Source organism: Gallibacterium melopsittaci (assembly GCF_042433085.1).
Lineage (GTDB): Bacteria > Pseudomonadota > Gammaproteobacteria > Enterobacterales > Pasteurellaceae > Gallibacterium > Gallibacterium melopsittaci.
In genome coordinates this window covers 1-734 of the sequence record NZ_JBHLWA010000053.1, presented here as the reverse complement: position 1 = coordinate 734, position 734 = coordinate 1, and the positions used below count along the sequence as shown (strand labels likewise).

The window sequence follows — 734 nt, the reverse complement described above, 5'->3', positions numbered from 1 at the left end:
GCTTGTTTTTTGCTTAAAAATTAAACAATAAACTTAAATGGCAAGATAAGAATATCGATTATTAAATACATTTTAATAGCTAAACATAGGTTTTTTTTGTTTAACTTTTTGAAAATGAATCAACCAAATCAATTTGTTTATCGTCTATTTTAACTAATTCACATTCAACTAATTTAAATCCTCTCTTACGCAACTCAATAAGAAAATCTTGTTTAGTTCCTAGCTTAGATCTAAAACTGGCATTAGTTTCCAAGAATATCCAATAATGACGTAAATCATCTAACGTTACAGCGTCTAAATCAGAATAAAAATTTTCTAAAATAGCTAAACAGTCTTTTGCATAATTCCCATATTCTGCGCTACTCATTCGCGGATTTTGTTTATCGAGATGAACAAATTTTCCGTATTTGTTTTTGTGAGGGAATGGAGGTCGTTTTAGTTCAGTTTTAATGACATTTTTCTTAGTCTGGATAGTAAATTTCAAAGCTACAATTTTGCGTCCACGTTTGATTAAATGATATTCAACCAAGAGATCGGATTTTTTGTTAATTTCATCAATGGCAGTGGTTAAAACTCGCTTTTTAAAGTCATAGAACACAGAGTACTTATCAGAAACTTGTAACCAATCTTTTAATTTATCAAGTTCTATATCTCTAGTTCCGACCGATTTATACTGTGCTAGTAGCTCATATAATCTAATAGTATGCGTACTAGAAAAAGCCCCAATATGCACA

General features: G+C 29.8%; 1 protein-coding gene. It reads right to left on the bottom strand.

The genetic code is table 11. From position 1 onward, the window contains the following. Nucleotides 1-100 precede the first annotated feature (100 nt). On the bottom strand, nucleotides 101-734 hold a 634-nt coding region (locus ACFFHT_RS10955), incomplete at its 5' end, for a replication initiation protein (protein ID WP_382376187.1).